This window comes from Nocardia grenadensis, assembly GCF_050942415.1.
In the GTDB taxonomy this organism is placed as follows: domain Bacteria; phylum Actinomycetota; class Actinomycetes; order Mycobacteriales; family Mycobacteriaceae; genus Nocardia; species Nocardia grenadensis.
Map to the genome: position 1 here is coordinate 1901210 of NZ_CP192054.1, position 17941 is coordinate 1919150.

Below are 17941 nucleotides of genomic sequence, written 5' to 3' on the forward strand. Positions count from 1 at the left end.
GGAGGAACATACGCCCAGGGCCCTGCGTTCGCCGGGCCCGATGCTGGAATTCCTGCGCGGCCGCGAGGTGCTGGTCGCCGGTTGGGGTGTTTCGGGTCGTTCGCTGGTCACGCCGCTGCGCGATATCGGCGCCCGGCCCGTGGTGACCGACAGCGGCGCCGCGGCTCTGGCCGAAGCCGCCGGACTGGGGCTGGATATCGCGCCCGCGCCCGAAATGGAGAACACCGACTGGTCGCGGTTCGCGCTGGTGATCACCAGTCCGGGCTGGCGGCCGGACTCCCCGGTGCTGGCCTCGGCGGTGTCCGAGGGTATCCCGGTCTGGGGCGATGTCGAATTCGCGTGGTGGGTCGATCAGGCCCGGATCTACGGTCCGGTCCGCAAATGGCTGGTGGTGACCGGGACCAACGGGAAGACCACGACCACGCAGATGACCCATTCCATTCTGCGGGCCGCCGGTATCCCCAGTGTCGCCTGCGGCAATATCGGACTGCCGATCCTGGACGCCTTGCGCCGCAATCCGGGACCGCAGGTGCTGGCGGTGGAGTTGTCGTCGTTCCAGCTGCACTGGGCGCCGTCGGTACGACCGGAGGCCGGAGTGGTGCTGAACGTGGCCGAGGACCATCTGGACTGGCACGGTGGGCTCGACGCTTACGCCGCCGCCAAATCGCGGGCCCTGCTGGGGCGGGTCGGGGTGGTCGGACTCGACGACCCGGTGGCCGCCCGCCTGGCCCGCCGCTCGAAGGCGCGCCGCACGATCGGGTTCCGGATCGGTGTTCCGGCCGACGGTGAGCTCGGCGTGGTCGACGGCAAACTGCTGGACCGGGCCTTCACCAAGGCGGCGATCCTGGCCGAGGCCAAGGAGATCAGCCCGCCCGGCCCGGCCGGTGTCGCCGACGCCCTGGCCGCGGCCGCGCTGACCCGGGCCATCGATGTGGCGCCGCAGTTCGTCCGGGAGGGCCTGATCGAGCACAAGGTCGGCCCGCACCGGTCGGCGCTGGTGCGTGAACTGGGCGGCGTCGAGTTCGTCGACGATTCCAAGGCCACCAACCCGCATGCCGCGCGGTCGTCGATCCTGGGCCATCAGCATGTCGTCTGGATCGCCGGCGGCCAGCTCAAGGGCGCCGGTGTCGAGGATCTGGTGGAGGAGGTCGCCGAGCGGCTGGTCGCCGTCGTGTTGTTCGGTGCCGACGCCCCGGTGATCGCGGCCGCGCTGGCGCGACACGCGCCGGAAGTCCCCGTGGTCGAGTTGGATACGCGGGATCATGCCGGTATGGGGCAGGCAGTCATGGACGAAGCGATCACCGGGACCCGCAATACCGAAATCGCCGACGCGGTGATGGAGCGTGCGGTGCGGGAGGCGGCGGCGTTCGCCGGACCCGGCGATACCGTCTTGCTCGCGCCCGCGGCGGCCTCGCTGGACATGTTCACCGACTACACCCACCGGGGCCGCAGCTTCGCCGGTGCGGTGGAGGACCTGAAGGACGAGGACCTCGGGCGGCGGTTATGAGACCGCGCGGCACGCGACAGGTACAGGTGGGCCGATTCGGCGCCTGGCTGGCGCGGCCGCTGGCCTCGTTCCATCTGGTCGTCACCATCGCCACCCTGCTCACCGTGCTGGGTCTGGTGATGGTGTTGTCGGCCTCCAGTGTGGAGTCCTACGCCGACGGCGGGTCGGCGTATTCGCTGTTCGTACAACAGATGATGTACGCGATGGTCGGCGCGGTGCTGTTCTATCTCGCGCTGCGGATACCGTTCCGGCGGCTGCGTCAGCTGTCCTTCCCGGTTTTCGCGATATCGGTACTGCTGCTGGTCCTCGTATTGATCCCGGGGGTCGGCAGTACGGTCAACGGCGCCCGCCGCTGGATCGATCTGGGGTTGTTCTCGATCCAGCCGTCGGAGCTGGTGAAGGTGACGTTCGTGGTGTGGGGCGCGCACCTGCTGATCTCGCGGCGCGCCGCGGGGCGGGCGGCCAACGATCCGGGTGGTTTGAAGAATCTGCTGGTGCCGCTGGTTCCGGCCGGCCTGCTGGTGTGCCTGTTGATCGTGCTGCAGCCGAACCTGTCCACCACCATCGCACTCGGGATCGTCCTGCTGGCGCTGCTGTGGTTCGGCGGCCTGCCGGTGCGACTGTTCGTGGCCATCCTCGCCTCGGGCGCCATCGCCGCCCTCGCGCTCGCGCTCTCGGCGGGCTACCGCTCCGACCGGATGCGCGCCTTCTTCAATCCCGCCGACGACCCCCAGGGCATCAACTATCAGGCCCGCCAGGCGATGTACTCGCTGGCCGACGGCGGCCTGTGGGGTCGAGGGCTCGGGCAGAGCCGGGCCAAATGGAGCTATTTGCCCAACTCGCACAACGACTTCATCTTTGCCATCATCGGCGAGGAACTCGGGTTCCTGGGCTGCGCGCTCGTGCTGGGCCTGTTCGCGCTGTTCGTCTACGCCGGTCTGCGGATCGCCGCCCGCTCGGTGGACCCCTTCCTGCGCCTGCTCACCGCGACCGCCACCACCTGGATCACCGGGCAGGCACTGATCAACATCGGTTACGTGGTGGGTCTGCTGCCGGTCACCGGACTGCAGTTGCCGCTGGTCTCGGCGGGCGGTTCGTCGCTGGCACTGACCCTGTTCATGTTCGGCATCATCGCCAACGCGGCCCGGCACGAACCCGAGGCGGTGGCGGCCCTGCACGCCGGACAGGACGGGCGGGTCAGTCGCCTGCTGCGACTGCCGAAACCAGAGGTCTACCATCCCGTGCGGGCCCGCGCCGCGGCCGGCCGTGACCGGGGCCCAGCGCGCCGCCCGGTCCGCACCGAGCCGCGGGACGAGCCCGTGCGGGCCCGGCCGCGCGCCAACAGCCGCGGTACCGACACCCTGCGGGCCACCCGGGCCTGGGAACCCAGCTATTCGGTGACACACGCACGAGAACGGGGAAGAAACAGGTGAGCGCACCTCAGTCCGCAGGCGAGCACACGGCATCGCGCACGGACGGGATATCGGTGATCGTCGCCGGTGGCGGTACGGCCGGGCATATCGAACCGGCCCTGGCCGTCGCCGACGCGTTGCGGCGACTGGATCCCGGGATCCGGGTGACCGCGCTCGGCACCGCGCGCGGACTGGAAACGACCCTGGTGCCCGAACGGGGATACCCGCTCGAACTGATCCCGCCGGTGCCGTTGCCGCGCAAACCCAGTGCGGATCTGCTGCGGCTGCCCGGCCGGGTCCGGGCCTCGGTACGCCGTACCCGCGAGATCATCGACGCGGTCGAGGCGGATGTGATCGTCGGGTTCGGTGGTTATGTGGCATTGCCCGCCTATCTCGCCGCGGGCCGCGGGGCCCTGCGGCGGCGGCGCGCGGTGCCGGTGGTGGTGCACGAGGCCAACGCGATGGCAGGTATCGCCAACAAGGTCGGCGCGCGGCGCGCGACCCGGGTACTGGCCGCGGTACCGGATTCCGGGCTCGACGCCGAGATCGTCGGCATCCCGGTACGGGCCGCGATCACTTCACTCGACCGGGCCGGGCTGCGGGCGCAGGCGCGGGAGCATTTCGGGCTGCCCGCGACCGGTCCGGTACTCCTGGTGTTCGGCGGTTCCCAGGGGGCGCGGTCGCTCAACGACGCGATCTCGGGCGCGGCCCCGCAACTGGCCGCGGCCGGTATCTCCGTCCTGCACGCCCACGGTCCCAAGAACACGCTGGATATCGGATCGGCAGATCCCGCCGCGCCCTATGTGGCGGTGCCCTACCTGTCGCGGATGGATCTCGCCTACGCCGCCGCCGACGCGGTGGTCTGCCGGTCCGGGGCGATGACCGTCGCCGAGGTGTCGGCGGTGGGATTGCCCGCGATCTACGTACCGCTGCCGCACGGAAACGGTGAACAGGAACTCAATGCCCGGCCCGTCGTCGCGGCCGGTGGTGGCAGAATCGTTGCCGACCCCGAACTGTCCCCGAAATATGTGATCGACGAGGTGATACCGCTGCTCACGGATCCAGCACGCATAGCCGAGATGGGCCGTGCCGCCGCCGGCGCGGGCCATCGCGATGCCGCCGACGAGGTCGCCCGGATCGTGTTGCGGGCGGCGGGCCGGTGAGCGGGGAGCAGATGACCGCACCGGAGACCGGTCCCGGCGCGCTGCCGCCGGAGTTGGCCCGGGTGCATATGGTCGGTATCGGCGGCGCCGGTATGTCGGGGATCGCCCGCATCCTGCTGTCGCGCGGTGGCGAGGTCTCCGGCTCCGATGCCAAGGAGAGCCGCGGTGTCCTCGCCCTGCGGGCCCGGGGCGCCCAGGTGCGGATCGGGCACGACGCCGGTGCGCTGGATCTGCTACCCGGCGGGCCGACGGTGGTGGTGACGACCTACGCGGCCATCCCCAAGACCAACCCCGAACTGGTGGAGGCGCACCGCCGCGAGATCCCGGTGCTGCTGCGGCCGACCGTGCTGGCGGCGCTGATGAGCGGGCATCGCACGCTGCTCGTCTCGGGGACGCACGGGAAAACCTCCACCACGTCGATGCTCATCGTCTCCCTGCAGCACTGCGGGCTGGACCCGTCGTTCGCGGTGGGTGGTGAACTCAACGAGGCGGGCACCAACGCCCATCACGGCAGCGGCGATATCTTCGTCGCCGAAGCGGACGAGAGCGACGGCTCCCTCCTGCAGTACGACCCGGATGTCGCGGTGGTCACCAATATCGAATCCGACCACCTGGATTTCTTCGGTTCCGACGCCGCCTACGTGCAGGTGTTCGACGATTTCACCGATCGCCTCGCCGACGGCGGACTGCTGGTGGTGTGCCTGGACGACCCCGGCGCCCGGGAGCTGGCCGAGCGCACCGGGCAGCGGCTGGCCGACCGCGGCGTGCGGGTCCTCGGGTACGGCACCGGGGAGTTGCCCGACGCGCCGGTTCCGGTCGGGGTGCGGCTGCACAGCTGGGAACCGCGGGATGTCGGCGGTATCGCTCACTTCCAGCTCGCCGACGAACCCGCCCCGCGCACCCTGCGGTTGTCCGTGCCCGGCCGGCATATGGCGCTCAACGCGCTGGCCGCGCTGCTGACCGCGCGGGCCGCCGGCGCCGACGTGGACGAGATCATCCAGGGGCTGGAGGGTTTCGGTGGTGTCCACCGCCGCTTCCAGTTCGTGGGCCGCGAGAACCGGGTGCGGGTCTTCGACGACTATGCCCACCATCCCACCGAGGTCCGGGCGGTGCTCGGGGCCGCCGCCGAACTGGTGGAACAGGAGGCGCGCGACGGCGCGCTGGCCCGTCGGGGCCGGGTGATCGTGGTCTTCCAGCCGCATCTCTACAGTCGCACCGCGACCTTCGCCGCCGAATTCGGCGCGGCCCTCGATCTGGCCGACGAAGTGGTGGTGCTCGATGTCTACGGGGCGCGTGAAGAGCCACTGCCCGGGGTCAACGGCGCGCTGGTCGCGCAGGCGGTGCACAAACCCGTGCACTACCAACCCGATATGTCGCGGGTGGGCCGCCAGGTCGCGGGTCTCGCCCAGCCCGGTGATGTCGTGATCACCATGGGCGCCGGCGATGTCACCATGCTCGGCAGCCAGGTCCTGGACGGACTACGCGCGCGTCCGCAGTACGGGCGGTGAGGCGGGGTGCGGGCCGGAACGCGACGATTCGGGGTGGGCGGATCGCGGCGTTTCCGGCTGTGGGCGTTGCCCGCCCTCGCCCTGGTGATCACACTGGCCGCGCTCGCCTGGTTCTCGCCGCTGCTCTCGGTCCGCGAGGTACGGATCGACGGAGCGGGCGAGATCCCGGCGGAACAGATCCGCGAACTGCTCCAGGTCCCCGAGACCGGTTCGATCCTGCGGATCGATACCGCGGCGATGGCCGCGCGGGTGGCGACCATCCCGAAGGTCCGCAGCGTCCGGGTGCAGCGGGTGCTGCCGTCGACCGTGCGGGTGCGGATCGAGCCGCGAACCCCGGTGCTGTACTACGACTCTCCCGAGGGCGCGCATCTGCTGGACGCCGGCGGTATCGAGTACGCGATCGAGCCCGCGCCGATCGGGGTGCCGCAGTTGGTCACCGCCCGGCCGAGCAGTACCGACGAGCTCACCCGGGCCGCGGTCGCCGTGGCCCGGGTGCTGCCGCCGGCGCTGGAGGTGCAGGTGGAAACCATCCGTGCCGCGGGCGCGTCGGAGATTTCCCTGACATTGCGCGACGGTCGCACGGTACTGTGGGGCAACAGCGAGGACGGCGAACGCAAATCGGCGGTGGTGCTGCCGCTGCTCACTCAGCCGGGAACCGTGTTCGACGTCTCGAGTCCCAGTCTGGTCACGGTAAAATGATTCCCAGCAATCTTGTTCGGTTCGACCCTGTTCGGTACGCAGCTCCGCCTCGGCCCCGGACGCTCACCCGGAGACCGCATGTGGCGGGAGCCGGGGGCGTCCCACGATGTGGGCGCGGGCCGCTGGGCAACCGTTCACGATACGTCGCGTACCGCCTTGGTAGAAGGAAGTTCGCCGAAGAAACTGGTTATCGTCTCGGCGCGCCTGCGAGCGGATCGCGACGGCGGCGAATAGCGTTCCGCACCAGTCGGATACTTGACATAACTCCAACCCTATGGTTGAGGTTCAGGGTTTGCTCGGATCGTGGTCCGCGGATAGTGATCGCGCGGAACGATATCGGGCATCCGAAAACGACAGACTTTGGATCGAAGGAAGGCGAGAGCTCATGACGCCCCCGCACAACTACCTTGCCGTGATCAAGGTCGTCGGTATCGGCGGCGGCGGCGTGAACGCCGTCAACCGAATGATCGAGCAGGGCCTCAAGGGTGTCGAGTTCATCGCGGTGAACACCGACGCCCAGGCACTGCTGATGAGCGATGCCGACGTGAAGCTCGATGTCGGGCGGGAGCTCACTCGAGGGCTCGGCGCCGGCGCCGACCCCGAAGTAGGTCGTAAGGCCGCCGAGGATCACAAGGACGAGATCGAAGAGGTGCTCAAGGGCGCCGATATGGTCTTCGTGACCGCCGGTGAGGGCGGCGGCACGGGCACCGGCGGCGCGCCCGTCGTAGCGAGTATCGCGCGCAAACTGGGTGCGCTGACGATAGGTGTGGTCACCCGGCCCTTCTCCTTCGAGGGGAAGCGCCGCGGTAATCAGGCCGAGGTCGGTATCAACCTGCTACGCGAATCCTGCGACACCCTGATCGTCATTCCCAATGATCGGCTGCTGCAACTCGGCGATGCCGCGGTGAGCCTGATGGATGCCTTCCGCTCGGCCGACGAGGTGCTCCTCAACGGTGTGCAGGGCATCACCGACCTGATCACCACCCCGGGTCTGATCAACGTCGACTTCGCCGACGTCAAGAGTGTGATGTCCGGGGCCGGTAGCGCGCTGATGGGTATCGGCTCGTCCAGAGGAGAGGGCAGGTCGGTCAAAGCGGCCGAGGCGGCGATCAATTCACCGCTGCTGGAGGCCTCGATGGACGGTGCGCACGGGGTGCTGCTCTCGATCGCCGGTGGTTCCGATCTGGGCCTGTTCGAGATCAACGAGGCCGCCTCGCTGGTGCAGGAGGCCGCGCATATCGAGGCCAACATCATCTTCGGTACGGTGATCGACGATTCGCTCGGCGACGAGGTGCGCGTCACCGTGATCGCCGCGGGATTCGACGGCGGTGGTCCCGCCCGGCGGACGTTCGATCCGGCGACCACTCGGGGATCGCTGGGTTCCGGACGGACCGCGGAGATCTCGGCGCAGTCGCGAACCGCCGAACTCGGCCAGTCCCGGACCGCCGAACTCGGCGCGGCCCGTGGCCATTCCGAGGAGCCGGCCTCGACCCGATCAACGGATCCCGGTTCGGCGATCGCGCGCGGTCCGGCACCGAGCTACCGCGATACCGAACGTACTCGTCCGCCGGTGGATCCGACGCTGACCCACAACAGCCGGTCCCATATCCAGCCGCCGCCCGATCTGCCCGACGATGACGACGACGATGTGGACGTCCCGGATTTCATGCGCCGCTGAATCAGGTGCCGTGGCACCGACGGTGATCCGTCCGGGCCGAGTGCGCGGGCGGTCGGCCGTGGTGAGTGCGCGTGCCGCCGCCGGACGAGAAGGGGCCGCTGCGAACTGCCACTAGGCTCGGTGGCATGACAGCGGCATCGGTACTCACCGTTCGACGGGTCGTCACCACGCGCGCGGGAGGTTCCTCCGCGCCGCCCTACGATTCGTTCAACCTCGGCGATCACGTCGGCGACGATCCGGCGGCGGTGCGGCGCAACCGCGCCCGGCTCGCCGCGACGCTCGGCCTTCCCGCCGATCACGTGATCTGGATGGAACAGATCCACGGCCGCACGGTCGCCACGGTGGACGGGCCCCGTACCGAACCGTTTCCCGGTACCGATGCCCTGGTCACCACCCGGCCGGGACTGGCGCTGGTGGTGCTGTCCGCCGATTGCGTCCCGCTGCTGCTGTCGGACGAGGAGGCGGGGGTCGTGGCCGCCGTGCACGCCGGGCGGGTGGGCGCGCGTATCGGTATCGTGCCGCGGGCGCTCGAGGCGATGGTCGCCGCCGGCGCCCGGCTCGATCGGATCGGTGCGCTGCTCGGTCCCGCCGCCAGCGGCCGGCAGTACGAGGTGCCGGCCGAGATGCGGGCCGACGTGGAAGCGCACCTGCCCGGTAGCGCCACCACCACGGTGCGCGGCACCCCCGGCCTGGACCTGCGCGCGGGTATCCGGCGCCAGCTCACCGCGGCCGGGGTTGCCGCGGTCGCCGAGGATCCGCGCTGCACCATAGAGGACACCACACTCTTCAGTCACCGCCGCGGCGCGCCGACCGGACGATTGGGCAGTGTGATCTGGATGGAATCGGGTACAGCGTGAAGGGCCGAGCGGTCCGCGGCGCCGCGTCCGGCCGTCGCGACCGCGCGGTCGGCGCGAAACATCAACTCGCGCATAATTTTCGAGGCACGGCCGATGCTCGGTCACTGGGAGATGGGAGACCGATGACGGCGCAGAGACCGTGGCGGATCGGCACGTGGAGATGAGTAGGGGCCGTAGCGAGCCCGAATCCACCCGAACGGCGGCGGATTCCACCGACCGGCCGGGGCAGTCCGTCCCGGACAGTCACGGCACGGAGGCTGGAAACGACTCCCGTACCGCGGAACTGGCCGATAACCTCGCGCGTCTGCTCGCACGTATCGATGCAGCGTGCGCGGCTGCCGGCCGGGATCCGGGGGAGGTCCGGCTGCTGCCGGTGACGAAATATTTCCCGGCCTCCGATATCGCCGCGCTGTATCGTCTGGGCCGCCGTGACTTCGGGGAGAGCCGCCCGCAGGAGGCCGGTGCCAAGGCCGCGGAGCTGGACCGCCCCGGGATGCGCTGGCATCTGATCGGCCGGCTGCAGCGGAACAAGGCACGCCAGGTGGTGCGCTGGGCGCATGCGGTGCATTCGGTGGACAGCGAACGTCTGGCGACCGCGCTCGCCGCGGCCACCGCGGCGGCCCTGGATGCCGGTGAGCGGAGCACTCCGCTGAAGGTGCTGATCCAGGTGAGCCTGGACGCCGACCCGGCGCGCGGTGGGGTGGATCCGGCCGCCTTGCCGACGCTGGCCGACCGTATCGCGGACGCCGCGGAACTGCGCCTGGCCGGGATCATGGCCATTCCACCGCGGGCCGCCGATCCGGACGCGGAGTTCGCCCGCTTGGCCGAATTGCACGCCCGGCTGCGTACCGGACATCCAGGGGCGACGGAGTTGTCCGCCGGAATGTCCGATGATCTTGAAAGAGCTATTGCCCATGGATCCACCTGTGTGCGTGTCGGTACCGCTCTAATGGGTGCCCGGCCGATAACCTCGGCGTAGCAAACAAACCTCATCAGTCACATTCGACACATATGCTGGGACACGACGAGGGCTGAGCAAGACTTCAACACCCGGCCGCCACCGGGGCCGAAGGAAGGTCGACCAGAATGAGCGAGCGCAGCGAGCGAGTACTCGACGCAGCCACGAGCGTGATCATGACGGAGCCGAGCGACAGCGCGGCACGGTCATCGAGCGAGCGCAGCGAGCGAGTTGTGGGCGCAGCCACGAGCATGCTCGTGACGGGGCCGAGCGGCAGCGAGGCACGATCATGAGCACGCTGCACAAGTTCAAGGCGTACTTCGGCATGGTTCCGCTCGAGGATTACGAGGACGACTACGTCGACGATCGCACCCCGCGTGGTGTCGAGGATCGTGGCGGGCGCCGGCCGCGTGAATACTCCGACCGCGCCCCCCGTGACTACGACGATCGCCCGGACTACGACCGGTACCCCGAGGGCCGCTACGACGCTCCCGACTACCGCGACGTGCCCTACAAGTCGTCCTACCAGCCCAGCTACCCCGCGCCGCGCCGGGACGACTACCCGGGCGACGCCTACGACGACGATTACGAGGGACCACGCCGCCCCACCCGGATCGACGCCGCCGCCTCCGGCCGGTATCGTCCGGGCGGCGGTGCCTCCCTGCGCGGCGCGACCAGGGGAGCGCTGGCAGTCGATCCCGATGCCGAGGAGCGACGGCTGGCCGAGCGGGTCCGCCCCGAGCCGGTTGCCGCCCGCCGTCCCGCGATCTTCGAGGACGGAGGTCCCTTGTCCAAGATCACCACGCTGCGTCCGCGTGATTACAGCGAAGCCGCGATCATCGGGGAGCGGTTCCGTGAGGGCAACCCGGTGATCATGGATCTGGTCGACCTCAGCAATGCCGATGCCAAACGCCTCGTCGACTTCGCCGCCGGACTGGCCTTCGCCCTGCGTGGGTCGTTCGACAAGGTGGCGACCAAGGTGTTCCTGCTCTCCCCGGCCGATGTGGACGTATCGGCCGAAGAGCGTCGCCGCATCGCGGAAACCGGGTTCTACAACCAGAAATAGCGAGCGGCTCGCCCGGCCGGGCGCCGCATGGTACGAACAAGATCGGCGCGGGCATTTTGCACCGCGCCGATTTTGCGGCAGAGTGAGGTCGTGGCCTTGTTCGCGGTGCTGTACTTCGTACTGTTCATCTTCTGGCTGTTGCTCATCAGCCGGGTGATCGTCGAGTTCATCCGGAGCTTCGCCCGCGACTGGCGTCCCACCGGGGTGGTCGTCGTGATCCTCGAGGTGATCTTCACCATCACCGATCCTCCCGTGAAGCTGCTGCGGCGGTTGATCCCACCGGTCTCCCTGGGCGGAATTCGGCTCGATCTGTCGATTATGGTTCTGCTGTTCCTGGTCTTCATCCTGATGTCGGTGGTGAGCCGGCTCGGCCAGCCGGTAGCTCCGGTGTGACAGAATGGGCCGTGAAGACTTGCCAGAGCCGCTAGATCTGCCAACGCGCGAAGGGATCCTTCCATGCCGCTGACCCCAGCCGATGTGCACAACGTCGCGTTCAGCAAACCGCCTATCGGCAAACGCGGCTACAACGAGGACGAAGTCGATGCCTTCCTGGATCTGGTGGAGCAGGAACTTTCCCGGTTGATCGAGGAGAACGCCGACCTTCGCCAGCGGGTTGCCGAGCTCGATGCCGAATTGGCCGATGCCAAGGCAAGCCGGGGTCCGGCCGGGCCGGGCCTGGGCAAACCGGTGCAGCAGGCCCCGCCTCCGGAACCGATCAAACCCCCGGTCCAGGCGCCACCGTCGGCACCCATCCCGGTGGTTCCGGCCGCCCCCTCGGCCGCCGATGCCGCGGCCGATGCGAATATGCAGGCCGCCAAGGTACTGAGCCTGGCGCAGGAGATGGCCGATCGGCTCACCAGCGATGCCAAGAGCGAAGCCGAGAATTTGCTGGCGAACGCCCGGGCCAATTCCGAGCGGATGGTCAACGACGCGCGGGTGCGCTCGGACGAGATGATCGCCGACGCGCGGCACAAGTCCGATGCCATGCTCAGCGACGCCCAGACCCGCTCCGACAGCCAGTTGCGCCAGGCCAAGGAGAAGGCCGACGCGCTGCAGGCCGACGCCGAGCGCAAGCACACCGAGATCATGGGGACCATCACCCAGCAGCGCAATGTGCTGGAGAGCCGGATCCAGACCCTGAAGACCTTCGAACGGGAATACCGGGTGCGGCTCAAGTCGTATCTGGAATCGCAGCTCGAAGAGCTGGAGAACCGTGGTTCGGCAGTGCCCGTCGATGAGGGTGACTCCTTCGATACCGGGGCCAACCAGCTCGCTCCCGCCTCGTTCGGCAAAGGCGAGTAAACGCCCGATACCGCTGGGAGCGCACGGGCGCCCGGCCTGCTGTTCTGGGGGTCATCATGCTTGTCCTGACACTGGCGCTGGCCACGATCGGCCTGGCCCTGCTGATCCTGTCCCTGGCGACCGGATCGGTGATCTGGGCGTGGGGCTGTATCGCGGTGTGCGTTGCCGGCGCCGTGGTGTTGCTGGCGAGCGCGCTGTCCATGCGCGCACCCGATGAGGAACTGCCCCCGCGGGATCAGCACGCGAAGCGCTGACGAGAAAAACGGGCGAGAACCAAAACGTCCTTCCGGGTTGCGAGATGCTGCGGCTCCGCGGGCGGTTGTATAAGTGGTTGACCGTCCTGGTTAGAATCAAACCTGTAAGTCGGCGACGATCCGGCCATCACCGGGGAGCTTTCGGAAGAACGGCGTCGTGCGGCGCTCCCCAGGTCGCGCACGCTCAGTAGAACCGAACGGGTGAGCCCGTCACAGCTCGTAACGAGAGGTCCACCCGGTTCGCCGGGGCCGGACAAGCGGGGTGGTACCGCGGTTCCGGCGCACCCGCTGCGCCGCGATCGTCCCCGTGCCGAGATATCGCGCCTCAGGGCGCGCCGGGCACGAGGAGATGTGTATCCGCGATGGCGGACGAGAAATCCAGTAGCAGCGCATATCCGCGCGTCGATCTCGGCGGCGGATCCGGTGTGTCCTTCCCCGAGCTGGAGCGGGCCGTGCTGGACACCTGGGCCGCCGACGGAACCTTCCGCGCCAGTATCGACAACCGGGCCGGCGCCGAGGAGTTCGTCTTCTACGACGGGCCCCCGTTTGCCAACGGTCTGCCGCATTACGGTCATTTGCTGACCGGCTATGTCAAAGATGTCATTCCGCGTTTCCAGACCATGCGCGGTAAGCGAGTCGAGCGACGTTTCGGTTGGGACACCCACGGGCTGCCGGCGGAAATCGAAGCGGAAAAGCAGCTCGGTATCACGGACAAATCACAGATCGACTCGATGGGGCTCGCGGAATTCAATGCCGCGTGCAAGTCGTCGGTGCTCCGGTATACCGGTGAATGGCGCGATTATGTGACCCGGCAGGCCCGCTGGGTCGACTTCGACAACGACTACAAGACACTCGATCTCGACTTCATGGAGTCGGTGATGTGGGCGTTCAAATCGCTCTATGACAAGGGCCTGATCTATCAGGGCTTCCGGGTGCTGCCCTACAGCTGGTACGAGCAGACACCACTGTCGAACCAGGAGGCCAAGCTCGACGACGCCTACCGGATGCGCCAGGATCCGGCGGTGACAGTGGATATGGTGCTCGCGGTTCCCGCGGACCACCCATTGCGGGACCTGGACGGCGCCAATGCGCTGATCTGGACCACCACGCCGTGGACGTTGCCGTCCAACCTCGCCGTCGCGGTACACCCGGACCTGCGCTACGTGCAGGTGCGCGGGGCGGATGGCAAACGCTATGTCCTCGCGGCCGAGCGGGTCGGCCACTACACGCGGGAACTCGGTGAGCTCCCCGAGGTGCTCGGGGAGTACGCCGGGGCCGCGCTGGTCGATCTGCGCTACACGCCGCCCTTCGACTTCTTCGCCGGGCATCCGAATGCGCACCGGGTGCTCTCGGCCGACTATGTCACCACCGATTCCGGTACCGGCATCGTGCACATGGCACCCGCCTTCGGTGAAGAAGATATGGATGTCTGTAGCGCGAACGGTATCCAGCTGGTGCAGCCGCTCGATCCGGGCGGCAAGTTCACCTCCATGGTGCCGCCGTACGAGGGCCTCATGGTGTTCGACGCCAATCCGGTGATCATCAAAGACCTCAAGGCCGCCGGAAAACTGTTGCGGCAGGAGACCGTCGACCACTCCTATCCGCACAGCTGGCGTTCCGGCCGGCCGCTGATCTATATGGCCGTGCCTTCCTGGTTCGTGGCGGTGACGCAGTTCCGCGAGCGCATGGTGGAGCTGAACAAACAGATCAGCTGGGTACCCGAGCACATCCGCGACGGGCAGTTCGGAAAATGGCTCGAGAACGCGCGCGACTGGAACATCAGCCGGAACCGGTACTGGGGCAGCCCGATCCCGGTGTGGATGTCCGACGATCCCGCTTATCCGCGGATCGATGTCTACGGTTCCCTCGACGAACTCGAACGCGACTTCGGAGTGCGGCCCACGGATCTGCATCGTCCCGCGATCGACGAGCTGACCCGGCCCAACCCGGACGATCCGACCGGGCAGTCCACCATGCGCCGGGTGCCGGAAGTGCTGGACTGCTGGTTCGAATCGGGGTCCATGCCGTACGCGCAGGTCCACTTCCCGTTCGAGAACACGGAGTGGTTCGGCTCGCACTTCCCCGGCGATTTCATCGTCGAGTACAACGGCCAGACCCGCGGCTGGTTCTACAACCTGCACGTCCTGTCCACGGCGTTGTTCGACAGCCCGGCGTTCAAGAACGTCGTCGCGCACGGCATCGTGCTCGGCGACGACGGGCTCAAGATGAGCAAGTCCAAGCGCAACTATCCGGATGTGAACGAGGTGTTCGACCGGGACGGTTCCGACGCCATGCGCTGGTTCCTGATGAGTTCACCGATCCTGCGCGGCGGCAATCTCATCGTCACCGAGCGCGGTATCCGCGAAGGCGTGAGCCATGCGCTGCGGCCACTGTGGAACGCCTGGACGTTCCTGCAGCTCTACGCCGCCGAGCCGGGGGTGTGGCGGACGGATTCGACCAACGCGCTGGATCGCTACATCCTGGCGAAGCTGGCGCAGACGCGCGATGTGATGACCACGGCGCTGGAGGAGTTCGATATCGCCGGCGCCTGCGAGGAACTGCGCACCTTCGCCGACGCGCTGACGAACTGGTATGTGCGCCGGTCGCGGGCCCGGTTCTGGGCCGAGGACCGCGACGCCGTCGACACCCTGCATACGGTGCTCGAGGTGGTGACGCGGTTGGCGGCTCCGCTGCTGCCGCTGATCACCGAGGTCATCTGGCGGGGTCTGACCGGTGAGCGCTCGGTGCACTTGACGGATTGGCCGGCCGCCGATGCGCTGCCGCACGATCCGGAGCTGGTCGCCGCGATGGACGAGGCGCGCAGTGTGTGTTCGACCGTGCTGAGCCTGCGCAAGGCGCAGAAACTTCGGGTCCGGCTGCCGTTGGCGGAGGTGACGATCGCCGCCTCCGATGCGGAACGGCTGGCGCCCTACGCCGATATCATCGCCGACGAGGTGAACGTCAAAAAGGTCGATCTGACCACCGATGTCGCCGCGCACGGTCGGTTCGAGCTGGCGGTCAACGCGCGTGCCGCCGGCCCCCGCCTGGGCAAGGATGTGCAGCGGGTGATCAAGGCGGTCAAGGCGGGCGACTGGTCGGAGAGCGCCGACGGTGTGGTCAGTGCCGCCGGCATCGAACTGCTGCCCGAGGAGTACACCCAGCGACTGGTGGCGGCCGAACCGGAATCGACCGCCGCCCTGCCCGGTAACGCGGGCCTGGTGGTGCTCGATTCGGTGGTCACCGAGGAGCTGGAGGCCGAGGGCTGGGCCCGCGATGTGATCCGGGATCTGCAGGAGACCCGGAAATCGCTCGGCCTCGACGTTTCCGATCGCATCACGGCGACCCTCGAGGTATCGGCCGACCGGGAGGACTGGGCGCGCACCCATCGCGAGTTGATCGCGGGGGAGATCCTGGCGGTCGAGCTGGACTTCGGGCCGGCCGGCCCGGACGCCGCGGAACTCACCGGCGGGGCGCGGGCCCGGATCGTCAAGGCGGGCTGAGCCATCGCTGCCGGCCGGATCGCCGCTCCGGCCGGCAGCGTGGCGCCGGTGCCGTCCGGCGGAACAATACTGCCGTCGTGTCCGTTTCGACGCCCTTCGACTGTGCGGTCACCCGAGAATTCTCACACGGGGGCTGCCGGCGAGGAGGCCGCCAGTGGCCCCGGCACCAGGTTCTGTGCACCAGGTCCCGGCCACGTCCCAGCAGTTCGCGCAGGTGGCTGTCCGGCCGGCGAACAGAATGAGCTGCGGTATCCGTGCCCCTGACCGGGCCGGTGGCGCGCACTAGGGTGAAGGCTTATGGCTTCGGACAACCCCGACGAGTGGTGGCAGCATTCCCCCGAGGGACAACAGAAGAGTTCTCCGTCGGGTCAGTGGCAGCAGGGGTACCCGGCCCAGGGGGGACAGCAGAATCCGGGCATGCCGTGGGGGCAGGCCGCGGGCCACGGGCCGCATCCCGCTCCGCAGCAGGGCGCGTGGGAGATGCCGCCGCTGGGGAGCGGAGGATACGGCGGTCCGCCGCCGAAGAACAATGGGCCCTTGATCGGGGTGCTCGTCGCGGTGGTGGTGCTGGTCCTCATCGGTGTCGTCGGGCTGGTGGCACTGCAGTCGCGGGGGTCGGCGGAGAACACCGCGACCGGAACGTCCACGGAGGTGACCGGTTCCGCGCCTGTGTCGAGTTCGGTGCGCGCTACCTCCACCACCGCCACCACCAGTGCCCTGCCCTCCGTGGGCGAACCGGTGCTGCGTGAGGGGCTGGCGCCGGTCGCCGTGCTCGGCCCTACCTGGCAGGCCGGTGAGAGTACGTACACGATGGCGTTCAAGGACTGGCCCTTCGCTTTTCGGGCGCCCGGTTCCTGGGGATGTATGAAGGGGTCGATCGAGAAGATCCCGGATGCCCAGGCGTGGGGTTGTGTGGACGAGAGCAATTCCGCTGCGGGACAGAGGGTCAACCTCATCCTCCGCAAATGCCCAGCGATCTGCGATGCCGCCACGCAGGCCCGGTTCGATGCCGACTGGTTCGATGCGCCGGACAAGGCGCGGAAGTTCGACGACCGTACCTCCTACGTGGAGGCCGCGACCAATGACGAAGGCAAGTTCACGGTGGATTTCAGCCGATTCTTCGCCGCGGAACCGGGTGGTGATCCGGTCTGGCAGGTGGGGGTCTACCTGGAGTCGCCGACAGCCACCAAGGACGTGGTTCTCAAGACGCTGAATGACGTGGCCACCCAAACGCAATAAACATTTTTGTGATGTTCATCACACGCTAGATGTTTGCTAGAAGCTTGTCGACCCCCTGCGGGCCGGGCAAAATCATCCTCGATACCGCTGAGTCCGGTTCCTCGGACCACCGGGAACGGTGATCATTTCGTTCGGTTCTACCTGAGTGAAGTTGCGCCGGAGCCGATTCACCCGGCGTGACCCCTGTGGTTGGCGGTGTCCCCACCCCCGTGACGGATGCCGCGAGAAAACCGGGATGCCGCACGGTGTCCTGGGCACCGACGGGCAGAAGGGTGGGCAAGTGATCGGAATTGCACTGCGCCGGGGTATCGCCGGCATGCTTTTCGCGACGGCCGTCGGCGCCGTCGCCGCCGGCCCCGGGTGGGCGCAGACCGGCAGCGGGGCCACTGGATCGGCCTCCGGATCCGGATCGCTCAGCGCCAGCGGCTCGGCCGCGCTACCGGTCTCCAGCAGCAACGGGCTCGGCGCGCTGGCCGCCGCGACCTCGCAGACCGGGAAGATGTATGAATGGGGCGCCACCGGCCCGGATACCTGGGACTGCTCCGGTCTCGTGCAGTGGGCCTTCCGCCAGGTAGGCGTCACGCTGCCGCGCACCACGTGGGAGCAGGCCGAAGTGGGTGTTTCGGTGCCGCGGTACGCCCTCTCGCCGGGTGATGTGATCATCATCAATTCCGACGCTTCCCATGTCGGGATCTACGCCGGCTTCGGCCAGGTGCTCAATGCCTACGGCGCCGGGGTACCGGTCGGGCTCACCCCGATCGACCAGTTCTACATCTACAGCATCCGCCGTTTCTGAGG

The 17941-nt window shown here is 68.3% G+C and carries 15 protein-coding genes; all 15 read left to right on the plus strand.

Annotated features, from left to right (window positions below; all coding sequences use genetic code 11):
• Nucleotides 1–40 precede the first annotated feature (40 nt).
• The 15 genes from murD (at nucleotide 41) to ACQPYS_RS08650 (ending at nucleotide 17939) form a co-directional block, all read left to right on the plus strand.
• Nucleotides 41–1507: a UDP-N-acetylmuramoyl-L-alanine--D-glutamate ligase gene (gene murD, locus ACQPYS_RS08580; RefSeq protein ID WP_433492996.1), complete on the plus strand. Its 1467-nt coding sequence runs from the start codon at nucleotides 41–43 to the stop codon at nucleotides 1505–1507.
• Entirely contained in the window at nucleotides 1504–2940 is a 1437-nt protein-coding gene (ftsW, locus tag ACQPYS_RS08585; RefSeq protein WP_431941543.1) for a putative lipid II flippase FtsW, read from the plus strand. Before murD ends, ftsW begins: the two co-directional genes overlap by 4 nt.
• Nucleotides 2937–4082, plus strand: a complete 1146-nt coding sequence (gene murG / locus ACQPYS_RS08590) for an undecaprenyldiphospho-muramoylpentapeptide beta-N-acetylglucosaminyltransferase (RefSeq protein ID WP_433492244.1) — start codon at nucleotides 2937–2939, stop codon at nucleotides 4080–4082. The genes ftsW and murG overlap by 4 nt, the downstream gene beginning before the upstream one ends.
• A gap of 11 nt (nucleotides 4083–4093) precedes the next feature.
• Nucleotides 4094–5590 (plus strand): UDP-N-acetylmuramate--L-alanine ligase, encoded by a 1497-nt coding sequence (murC, locus tag ACQPYS_RS08595; RefSeq protein ID WP_063036367.1) that lies wholly within the window; start codon nucleotides 4094–4096, stop codon nucleotides 5588–5590.
• 33 nt (nucleotides 5591–5623) lie between these two features.
• The gene (locus ACQPYS_RS08600; RefSeq protein WP_433492245.1) at nucleotides 5624–6289 is read left to right on the plus strand and encodes a cell division protein FtsQ/DivIB; all 666 of its coding nucleotides are present in this window, start codon (nucleotides 5624–5626) and stop codon (nucleotides 6287–6289) included.
• Nucleotides 6290–6674: 385 nt separating this feature from the next.
• Nucleotides 6675–7967, plus strand: a complete 1293-nt coding sequence (ftsZ, locus tag ACQPYS_RS08605) for a cell division protein FtsZ (RefSeq protein ID WP_431941540.1) — start codon at nucleotides 6675–6677, stop codon at nucleotides 7965–7967.
• A gap of 125 nt (nucleotides 7968–8092) precedes the next feature.
• A complete protein-coding gene (gene pgeF / locus ACQPYS_RS08610) occupies nucleotides 8093–8824 on the plus strand; it encodes a peptidoglycan editing factor PgeF (RefSeq protein WP_431941539.1) in 732 nt (243 codons plus the stop codon).
• A 160-nt stretch (nucleotides 8825–8984) separates the two neighbouring features.
• Nucleotides 8985–9803, plus strand: coding sequence for a YggS family pyridoxal phosphate-dependent enzyme (locus tag ACQPYS_RS08615; RefSeq protein WP_431941538.1), 819 nt, complete (start codon nucleotides 8985–8987; stop codon nucleotides 9801–9803).
• A 268-nt stretch (nucleotides 9804–10071) separates the two neighbouring features.
• Nucleotides 10072–10848: a cell division protein SepF gene (locus ACQPYS_RS08620; RefSeq protein ID WP_431941537.1), complete on the plus strand. Its 777-nt coding sequence runs from the start codon at nucleotides 10072–10074 to the stop codon at nucleotides 10846–10848.
• 90 nt (nucleotides 10849–10938) lie between these two features.
• Nucleotides 10939–11241 (plus strand): YggT family protein, encoded by a 303-nt coding sequence (locus ACQPYS_RS08625; RefSeq protein ID WP_030523839.1) that lies wholly within the window; start codon nucleotides 10939–10941, stop codon nucleotides 11239–11241.
• A gap of 63 nt (nucleotides 11242–11304) precedes the next feature.
• A complete protein-coding gene (gene wag31, locus ACQPYS_RS08630; protein WP_063036362.1) occupies nucleotides 11305–12150 on the plus strand; it encodes a DivIVA-like cell division protein Wag31 in 846 nt (281 codons plus the stop codon).
• Between the two features lie 56 nt (nucleotides 12151–12206).
• Nucleotides 12207–12404: a hypothetical protein gene (locus tag ACQPYS_RS08635; RefSeq protein ID WP_030523837.1), complete on the plus strand. Its 198-nt coding sequence runs from the start codon at nucleotides 12207–12209 to the stop codon at nucleotides 12402–12404.
• 362 nt (nucleotides 12405–12766) lie between these two features.
• On the plus strand, nucleotides 12767–15904 hold the full coding sequence (ileS, locus tag ACQPYS_RS08640) for an isoleucine--tRNA ligase (RefSeq protein WP_433492246.1): 3138 nt from the start codon (nucleotides 12767–12769) through the stop codon (nucleotides 15902–15904).
• A 297-nt stretch (nucleotides 15905–16201) separates the two neighbouring features.
• Nucleotides 16202–17143 (plus strand): hypothetical protein, encoded by a 942-nt coding sequence (locus ACQPYS_RS08645; protein ID WP_433492247.1) that lies wholly within the window; start codon nucleotides 16202–16204, stop codon nucleotides 17141–17143.
• A 316-nt stretch (nucleotides 17144–17459) separates the two neighbouring features.
• Nucleotides 17460–17939 (plus strand): NlpC/P60 family protein, encoded by a 480-nt coding sequence (locus tag ACQPYS_RS08650; protein WP_433492997.1) that lies wholly within the window; start codon nucleotides 17460–17462, stop codon nucleotides 17937–17939.
• The last annotated feature ends 2 nt before the right edge of the window (nucleotides 17940–17941 follow it).

What these genes read in the sequence shown, in the direction of transcription:
- murD (WP_433492996.1), top strand. Translation starts at nt 41, where the DNA reads ATGCTGGAATTCCTGCGCGGCCGCGAGGTGCTGGTCGCCGGTTGGGGT.
- ftsW (WP_431941543.1), top strand. Translation starts at nt 1,504, where the DNA reads ATGAGACCGCGCGGCACGCGACAGGTACAGGTGGGCCGATTCGGCGCC.
- murC (WP_063036367.1), top strand. Translation starts at nt 4,094, where the DNA reads ATGACCGCACCGGAGACCGGTCCCGGCGCGCTGCCGCCGGAGTTGGCC.
- ftsZ (WP_431941540.1), top strand. Translation starts at nt 6,675, where the DNA reads ATGACGCCCCCGCACAACTACCTTGCCGTGATCAAGGTCGTCGGTATC.
- pgeF (WP_431941539.1), top strand. Translation starts at nt 8,093, where the DNA reads ATGACAGCGGCATCGGTACTCACCGTTCGACGGGTCGTCACCACGCGC.
- ACQPYS_RS08615 (WP_431941538.1), top strand. Translation starts at nt 8,985, where the DNA reads ATGAGTAGGGGCCGTAGCGAGCCCGAATCCACCCGAACGGCGGCGGAT.
- ACQPYS_RS08620 (WP_431941537.1), top strand. Translation starts at nt 10,072, where the DNA reads ATGAGCACGCTGCACAAGTTCAAGGCGTACTTCGGCATGGTTCCGCTC.
- wag31 (WP_063036362.1), top strand. Translation starts at nt 11,305, where the DNA reads ATGCCGCTGACCCCAGCCGATGTGCACAACGTCGCGTTCAGCAAACCG.
- ACQPYS_RS08635 (WP_030523837.1), top strand. Translation starts at nt 12,207, where the DNA reads ATGCTTGTCCTGACACTGGCGCTGGCCACGATCGGCCTGGCCCTGCTG.
- ileS (WP_433492246.1), top strand. Translation starts at nt 12,767, where the DNA reads ATGGCGGACGAGAAATCCAGTAGCAGCGCATATCCGCGCGTCGATCTC.
- ACQPYS_RS08645 (WP_433492247.1), top strand. Translation starts at nt 16,202, where the DNA reads ATGGCTTCGGACAACCCCGACGAGTGGTGGCAGCATTCCCCCGAGGGA.
- ACQPYS_RS08650 (WP_433492997.1), top strand. Translation starts at nt 17,460, where the DNA reads ATGCTTTTCGCGACGGCCGTCGGCGCCGTCGCCGCCGGCCCCGGGTGG.